This is a genomic window from Caulobacter sp. GW821-FHT09B11, from assembly GCF_059418205.1.
In genome coordinates, this window is record NZ_JBWKPK010000023.1 from 96556 (window position 1) to 103749 (window position 7194).

The window sequence follows — 7194 nt, forward strand, 5'->3', positions numbered from 1 at the left end:
GGCTCAGGCCGTGGCGGGTTTCTTCGACGCCCAGACCGACGCCGCCAGCAGGCCCGCGCCCAGCACGAGCGAGGCGTCGAGGATCCAGGCGACCGGATCCACCGTCCGGCCGGTGTTGAGGCCCAGGTGCGCCAGGGCGACGAGGGCCAGGGCGACGGCCGAGGCCAGGCGCAGGCGGATCGACAGCGTGGCCGGCGTCCACAGGAACGCGCAGGCGTTGGCCGCCAGGGTGACGCCGCCCCACACCGCGACCGGCGGCGCGCTGGGCGCCAGCAGGGCGACGATGGCCGAGACGGCGTAGGCCAGGGGCTGGCTCCAGCAGAAGGCGACCCACACCCGCTCCCAGCGCGGGGCCGGGCGGCCCTTGTCGCGCCGGCGGGCCAGCCAGATGGCCACGCCGCTGGCGGTCACGGCCGTGAGGCCCAGGCCCAGCAGGAAGTAGGCGACCTTCACCGGCCAGCCGCCGAACCAGCCGAAGTGCAGCGGCGTCAGGCTGGAGTAGATGGCCATGCCCAGGTTGCCGCTCTCGAAGCCGGCCGGGCCCAGCACCTTGGCGTTTCCGTCGACGATGATGATCTCGCCGCGCGACAGCTTGCCGGGCGTGGTGCGGTTGACGCTCATGTGCTGGCCGGTCTCGCCGGGGTGCTCGACGAAGATGTAGTTGAAGCCGGCCTTGGGGTTCTGGGCCTGCAGCACGGCCAGGCCCCTGGCGACGTCGATCACCGGGGCGGGACGTGCGTCGTCGGCCACCGGCGGGCCGCTGAAGAGGGCGAAGACCTTTTCCCGGTTCCCATCGAACACCACCATGGCCAGCACGCCGACGATCAGCACGGAAAGGCCCAGGAAGGCGCCGGTCAGCGACACCACCACGTGGAAGGGCAGGCCCCACACCGAGATGCGGTTGTGCAGGTCGGCCTCCTGCAGGCGCTTGGAGCCGCCCCACCGGAAGGCGAAGGCGTCCTTGAACACCCGGGGATGCGACAGCACGCCCGAGACCAGCGACGACAGCAAGGCCACGCCCGTCAGCCCGACCAGGAAGAAGCCCCAGGTCCCCGGCAGATGCAGGGCGGTGTGAAGCCTGGCCTGGAACTGGCTCCACGGCGTCTTCTGCTCGGCGACGATCCTGCCCGAGGCGTCGGCGAACCAGGTGTGCTCGCCGCCCTTGGCGTCGTCGCCGTGCACCGACAGGCGGGGCAGGGCGGGCTCGGGCATGCGGATGAAGAGGTCGTGGGCCTTGGGATTCTTGGCCAGCACTTCCTTGAAGGCCGCGCCGACGGCGGCCGGGGTTACGCTGTGCAGCACCGGGGCCGTGGGCTGCTCCCAGCGATTGAACTCGCTGGTGAACACCGCCACCGCGCCCGAGAAGCAGACCAGATAGATCAGGGCGGCGAAGGCCAGTCCCAGCGCCGAGTGTCCGGCCAGCATGGCGCGCACGAAGGCGGCGGGGATCTTCGGCCAGATCGGCTTGCCGGGTTTGGGCTTGGCTTGCGGGGCGTGCATCAGAGGGAGCCCTTCAGGAACACGGCGCCGAAGCCGAGGACGGTGACGCCGACCAGCACGGCCAGGGCGCGCAGGATCTTGTCGTCCGACAGGGTCCAGGCCATGCCGCCGGCCCACAGGAACGGCACCAGCATGCCGCCGATGATCAGCCGGGTCTTGACCTCGGCCGGGAAGCAGACGGCGACGGCCAGGCCGACGCCCATGGCCGCGGCGCCGCCCAGCGGTCCGGCCAGGAAGCCGCGCAGCCAGCCGCGCCAGGCGACGCGGCGGCGGTCCGACGGTTCCAGGGCCACCTCGCGCGGGGCCTTGCGCCTGGCCGTCCGCAGCTCGACGCTGACCGCGACCACGGCCAGGGCGACCGTCGAGGCCAGGGCCAGCATGATCGACGGCCCGCGCACGACCCCCAGGATCGGGGCGGAGGCGACCAGCGCCGCCGCCAGCAGCGCCCAGCCGCCGACGATCAGCCAGGGGCGGCGGGCGTCGGCATGGGTCCAGGCGCGCCGCAGCAGCAGCGCGCCGGCCACGGCAAGTGGGGCGAGGGCAAGTCCGCCGACACCGATCACCAGCGGGTCTCCAGCGTCACGCCCAGGATGCGCGGCTCTCCCAGCAGGGCCACCGACACGTCGCCGCGGCTGTACTGCTTGTACTTCTCGTTCAGCAGGTTCTTGCCGAACACATAGGCGCCCCAGTGGGCCGCCTCGTAGCCGAAGCGGCCGTTGACCAGGGTGCGGGCGTCGGCGATGCGGCCGTCCTGCTCGCCGCCGGCCTCGGTGAAGGCCTTGGCGCGGTAGTTGGCGTTGAGGTTGGCGACCAGGCCGTTGTCCCAGCGATAGTCGCCGCCGATCGCGAAGGTCCAGTGCGGCGCATAGGGGAATTCCGAGCCCGACAGGTCGCGGATGTCCGAACCGGTGCCGACGCGGAACTCGTCGAACTTCGTCCTGGTGTGGCCCAGCGACGCCCACCAGCCGGCCTTGGGCGACAGGCGCTGGTTCAGCTCCACCTCGAAGCCGTAGAGGTGCGAGGTCCCGGCGTTCTCGACCTGGTAGTCGTAGGTGTTGAGGCCCAGGTTGACGATCACCTGCTGGTCGCTCCAGTCGACATAGTAGGCGTTGGCGTTGGCCGTAAGCCCCCACTGCGGCCAGTAGGAGCGCAGCGACAACTCGTAGTTCCAGGTGAATTCCTGGTCGTAGGGCACGACGCTGGCGCGGGCGGCGTTGACCGTCGAGCCGCCCGAGCGATAGCCGCGCTGCACGACGAAGCTGGTCGAGAGGTCGTCGGTCCAGGCGTACTTGACGCCGAGCTTGGGCAGGAAGGCGTCGAACTTGCGGGTCGCGCCCGGCGAGGCCGCGCCGGCCTGGGCGACCATCGAGGCCACGAAGTTGTTCACCAGCACCACGTAGGGCGCATAGGCGCCGAAGTTGGCCGGGGTCGGATAGGTCCCCGCGAAGACCGCCGTCTGGGTGGATCGCTGCTCGTTCTCTTCGTGGTCGTAGCGGAAGCCGGCCAGCACGCTGAACTTCGGCGTCAGGTCGAAGCTGCCGTCGGCGAACAGGGCGGTGGTGGTGACGATCTCCGGCGCGTCCGACGAATAGTCGACCGGGATCACCGGCAGGGCGGCGACATAGATGGCCGCGAAGGCGTTGGCTTGCGCCTGGGCCGTGGCCAGCGGCGTTCCGCCGCCCACCAGGGTCGAGGTCAGCACGCTGACCAGGGTGGCGGTGGGGAAGGGAACATTGGTCAGGCTGGCCGACTTGCGGTCGGCGTCGCGCTTGGCGTGGTAGAGGCCGACCAGGCCCTTCAGCCGCTCGCCGTCGTAGTTGAGGCGGACCTCCTGGCTGGTGGTCTTCACCACCTCGTCCTGGCCGCCGTAGGACAGCCGGGCGGGCGTCAGGTCGACGTCGTAGCGCTGGGCCAGGTCGACCTTGCTCCACGAGAACGCGCCCGACAGGGTGAAGCGATCGCTCAGGGTCTGGGAAAGCTCCAGGTTGGCGATGTCGGTGGTGATGTCGCTGGTGTTGGGGCTGTCGGTCGTGCTGACGCGGTGGTCGTAATAGTCCGGCGTGTCGGTGCGGGCGTAGGTGTAGAGATAGCCAGACTTGTTCTCGTTGCGGCTGTAGGTGGCGATCGCCTTGAAGCCTTCCAGCGCCGTGGGCGTCAGCAGCAGCTTGCCGCGGTACGAGCGGGTGTCGACGGCGTCGTCGTCGCGCTTCTGGACGGTGTTGTAGATGAAGCCGTCGGCCTGGCGATCGTGGAAGGCCACCCGGAACGCCAGCTGGTCGTCGACGATCGGGCCGCCGCCGGCCAGGCCGATCGAGCGGTCGTCGCCGCTGGCGAAGGCGACCTGGCTATTGAAGTTCCAGTCGAAGCTCGGGTCGGTGGTGCGGATGATCACCGCCCCGGCCAGGGCGTTGCGGCCCTGCAGGGTTGACTGCGGACCCCGGAAGATCTCGACCTGGCCCACGTCCCACATGTCCAGCGGACCGCCGTACATGGCCCGCTCGGGAATGGCCGCGCCGTCCACATAGACCGTGGCCAGGCCGCTGGTGCCGCCGCCCGAGACGTTGTTGTTGGCCACGCCGCGGATGGTGAAGCCGCTCTTGCCATAGGTCTCGCTCATGTTCGCGGTCTTGGCGACCACGTCGTAGAAGCTGCGGATCTGCTCGCGCTCGATCGTGGCGGCGGTGGTCACGGCCGCGCTGGTGACGGTGTCCTGCAGGGAGCGGGCGGTCTTTTCGCCGGTCACGACCACGGCGTCGACGGCGGTGGGGGCTTCGGGCGCCGTCGCGATCGGCTCCTCGGCTCGAACCACGCCCGCCAGCGCCGCCCACGCGCCCAGGGCGCTCGCCATCATCAATCGCGACTTCATGCACTTCCCCCGTTACTAAGAACGGGTCGCAGCTACCGGGCGTTCAGTTGCGAGTCAAATGCAAACTCATTTGCAAAAGTGATCGCTAGGTGCGCAGTTTCGATGCCTGCCGCCATGGTTCAGGAAGAGGGCAGGGCTGGTCCCGCCGCCTTGGCCGCGTCGTAGGCGGCCCATTCCTCCTCCATCTGCCGCTGCCATCGGGCGCGCAGCACGGCGGGACGCTGGCCGTGTCGGTCGTCTAGGAACTGCGCGGCCACCACCCGGTCGGTGCGGAAGTTGCGGAAGTCGGCCCGCAGCTCGCACCAGGCGATCAGCATCCGCACCGTCGAGAGGTAACCGACGGTCACCGGCCAGACGACCCGCTGGCTGACCGCGCCCTTCTCGTCGCGATAGTCCAGGCGGATCTTGCGTCCGGCGTGGATCCAGGCCCGGGTCTGGGCCATGTCGATATTGTCGGGCGTCGGGTTCCACGGCGCGGGGGCGCGGGTCGCCGGCTCCAGCACATAGGGCCGCAGGTTGTCGGGCACGGCGGCGGCGATCTTGGCGATCAGATCGCGGGCGGCGGTGGCCAGGGCGGGATCCCCGCGGCCGGCCACCCATTGGGCGCCCAGCACGGCGGCTTCGATCTCGTCCGGCGTCAGCATCAGGGGCGGCATGTCGTATCCGGCCTCCAGCACATAGCCGACGCCCGCCTCGCCGCGGATGGGCGCCCTCTGACCGACCAAGGCGGCGATGTCGCGATAGACGCTGCGCTTGGAGGTCTCCAGTTCGGCGGCGATGGAGTCGGCGGTGACCGGCGTCCGGCTGCGGCGAAGGATCTGGATGATCTGGAATAGGCGTTCAGCGCGTCTCATGGGTCCCACAGTGCCGGATCGTTGCTGACAGCATGCTGGCAGCAGGGTGGCGGCAGTCTGTCCTCATCGCAAGACCGCACGAGAGGGACCTCGAGATGATCACGCTCTACGCCGCCGGCCCGGCCTACGGCCTGCCTGAGGGAAGCCCCTACGTCACCAAGACCGAGATCCACCTGATGATGGCGGGCCTGGCCTACCAGAAGCTCCCGGCCCATCCCGAGACCTCGCCCAAGGGCCAACTGCCCTGGATCGACGACGACGGAGTCAAGGTCGCCGACTCCACCTTCATCCGCGCCTATCTGGAGCGCAGCTACGGCGTCGATCTTGATGCGGGCCTGACCCGGGTCGAACGCGCCCAGGCCTGGGCGATCGAGCGGATGGTCGAGAACCAGCTGGGCTGGGCCAACTGCTACTTCCGCTTCTTCGACTTCGACAATTTCGAGAAAGGGCCGGCCCACTGGTTCGACGGCGCGCCCGAAGCCATGCGCCAGGACCTGAAGGCGGGCCTGCTCGACGCGGTCGAGGCCAATCTCAAGGCCGTCGGGATCGGCCGCCATTCGCCCGACGAGATCGTCGAGCTGGCCGCCTGGTCGCTGACCGCGCTGTCGGAGATGCTGGGCGACAAGGCCTTCATGATGGGCGAGCGGCCGACCAGCGTCGACGCCATCGTCTTCTCCATGCTGGCCCAGATCCTGACGCCGTTCTTCGACTCGCCGATCCGCCGGCGGGCCGAGGGGTTCTGCAACCTCGTGGCCTATGCCGAGCGGATGTTGGCGAGCTTCTATCCGGCCTTCGCGCCCCAAGGCCGTGAGGAGGTGCGCCCGGAGAAGCAACCAGAGACCCTGTGGGCCGCGTGATCCGTATCCGTCCGGACGTTGTTTCGGGGCGCGCCTTCCTGTAGATGCGACGCATTCTTATCGAGTGCGTGGAGTCTATCGGCGTGGGACGACCCCGGACGGGCGGGCGAGGCGGGGACAAGGCGCTCGCGACGGGCGTTTCCCTGGGTCTGCACGCGGCCGCCGTTCTGGCGCTCGTCGGCTTCGTGCGCACCATGCCGGGCCTGTCCGAGCCGCCGGCCATGGAGGCGGCGCTGTTCGAGGCCCTGACCCCCAGTCCCGAGCCTTCGCCGTCCACGACGTCGAGCGAACGGCGCGCGCAGGAAGTGCCGCGCGAGGCCCGCAGCGTCTCGCCGATCCGCCCGCGCCCGGTCCCGCTTCCCGCGCCCGAGCCGCTGTACGCCGCTCCGCAGGTCGCGCCCCAGACGGTCGAGAGCCGCGTGTCGTCGGCGGTCACCCCGGTGGCGACGGTCGCCGCGGCCGCCTCGGCCCAGGCCGGCGGCGGCGCGCCGGTGCAGGTTCGCGGCGATGCGGCCAAGTCGCACGACCCCTACGCCGCCCAGGTGTTGTCATGGATTGAGGCCCGCAAGACCATGCCCGAGGCCCTGCGCCACCGCCGCTCCCAGGGCGTCGTGGTGGTGGCCTTCACCCTCGACCGCTTCGGCCGGATGTCGCGGGCGGCGGTGGTCGAAAGCAGCGGCGACCACGCCCTCGACGCCGCCGCCCTGGACCTCCTCACCGCCGCCGCCCCCTTCCCCAAGGCCCCCCGCGACTCCGACTGGAACCGCCGCCGCTTCGAGACCCCGATCTCCTACGCCGTGAAGGGCTAGGCCAAGATCCTCCCCCTCTGGGGGAGGTGGCGCGAAGCGCCGGAGGGGGGAAGTTTTCAGCTTCCGCGACGCGGGCCGTCTCCGCACCCAGCAACAAACAAAACCCCGCCTCCCTCGCCCCTGTGGCGAGGGTCCATGCCGGCGACCGCTCAAACCCAGGCCGTAGTGCAAAGACCTGAGCGGCTGAACGATGGATCCTGGGCACAAGGCCCAGGAAGGCGGTGTTGGGTTGGGCGAGGGAAGTTACGAGCGGGGAGCCTGCCCCCTCCCGTAAAATCCCCGCGAAAGCGGGGACCCAGGCTTTTTCC

General features: G+C 70.0%; 6 protein-coding genes. 2 read left to right on the plus strand and 4 right to left on the minus strand.

The annotated features are described in order from the left end of the window. Positions 1-3: 3 nt before the first annotated feature. From AC07N1_RS17470 to AC07N1_RS17485, 4 genes are all read right to left on the minus strand, one after another. Entirely contained in the window at positions 4-1500 is a 1497-nt protein-coding gene (locus tag AC07N1_RS17470; RefSeq protein ID WP_494672936.1) for a PepSY-associated TM helix domain-containing protein, read from the minus strand. After that, positions 1500-2063 carry a hypothetical protein gene (locus tag AC07N1_RS17475; protein ID WP_494672937.1) on the minus strand — a complete coding sequence of 188 codons (564 nt, stop codon included), beginning with the start codon at positions 2061-2063 and terminating at the stop codon, positions 1500-1502. The genes AC07N1_RS17470 and AC07N1_RS17475 overlap by 1 nt, the downstream gene beginning before the upstream one ends. Further along, complete coding sequence (locus AC07N1_RS17480; RefSeq protein ID WP_494672938.1) at positions 2060-4366, minus strand: TonB-dependent receptor; 2307 nt, start codon at positions 4364-4366, stop codon at positions 2060-2062. The genes AC07N1_RS17475 and AC07N1_RS17480 overlap by 4 nt, the downstream gene beginning before the upstream one ends. Before the next feature lie 119 nt (positions 4367-4485). Then, positions 4486-5220, minus strand: a complete 735-nt coding sequence (locus AC07N1_RS17485) for a helix-turn-helix transcriptional regulator (protein WP_494672939.1) — start codon at positions 5218-5220, stop codon at positions 4486-4488. A gap of 95 nt (positions 5221-5315) precedes the next feature. Between AC07N1_RS17485 and AC07N1_RS17490 the strand changes: the two genes are divergently transcribed. Both AC07N1_RS17490 and AC07N1_RS17495 read left to right on the plus strand, forming a co-directional pair. Further along, positions 5316-6077, plus strand: a complete 762-nt coding sequence (locus tag AC07N1_RS17490; protein ID WP_494672940.1) for a glutathione S-transferase family protein — start codon at positions 5316-5318, stop codon at positions 6075-6077. Positions 6078-6160: 83 nt separating this feature from the next. Continuing rightward, positions 6161-6886 carry an energy transducer TonB gene (locus AC07N1_RS17495; protein ID WP_494672941.1) on the plus strand — a complete coding sequence of 242 codons (726 nt, stop codon included), beginning with the start codon at positions 6161-6163 and terminating at the stop codon, positions 6884-6886. Positions 6887-7194 lie beyond the last annotated feature (308 nt).

Coding starts and splice junctions, on each gene's coding strand:
- AC07N1_RS17490 (WP_494672940.1), top strand. CDS start 5,316: ATGATCACGCTCTACGCCGCCGGCCCGGCCTACGGCCTGCCTGAGGGA.
- AC07N1_RS17485 (WP_494672939.1), bottom strand. CDS start 5,220: ATGAGACGCGCTGAACGCCTATTCCAGATCATCCAGATCCTTCGCCGC.
- AC07N1_RS17470 (WP_494672936.1), bottom strand. CDS start 1,500: ATGCACGCCCCGCAAGCCAAGCCCAAACCCGGCAAGCCGATCTGGCCG.
- AC07N1_RS17480 (WP_494672938.1), bottom strand. CDS start 4,366: ATGAAGTCGCGATTGATGATGGCGAGCGCCCTGGGCGCGTGGGCGGCG.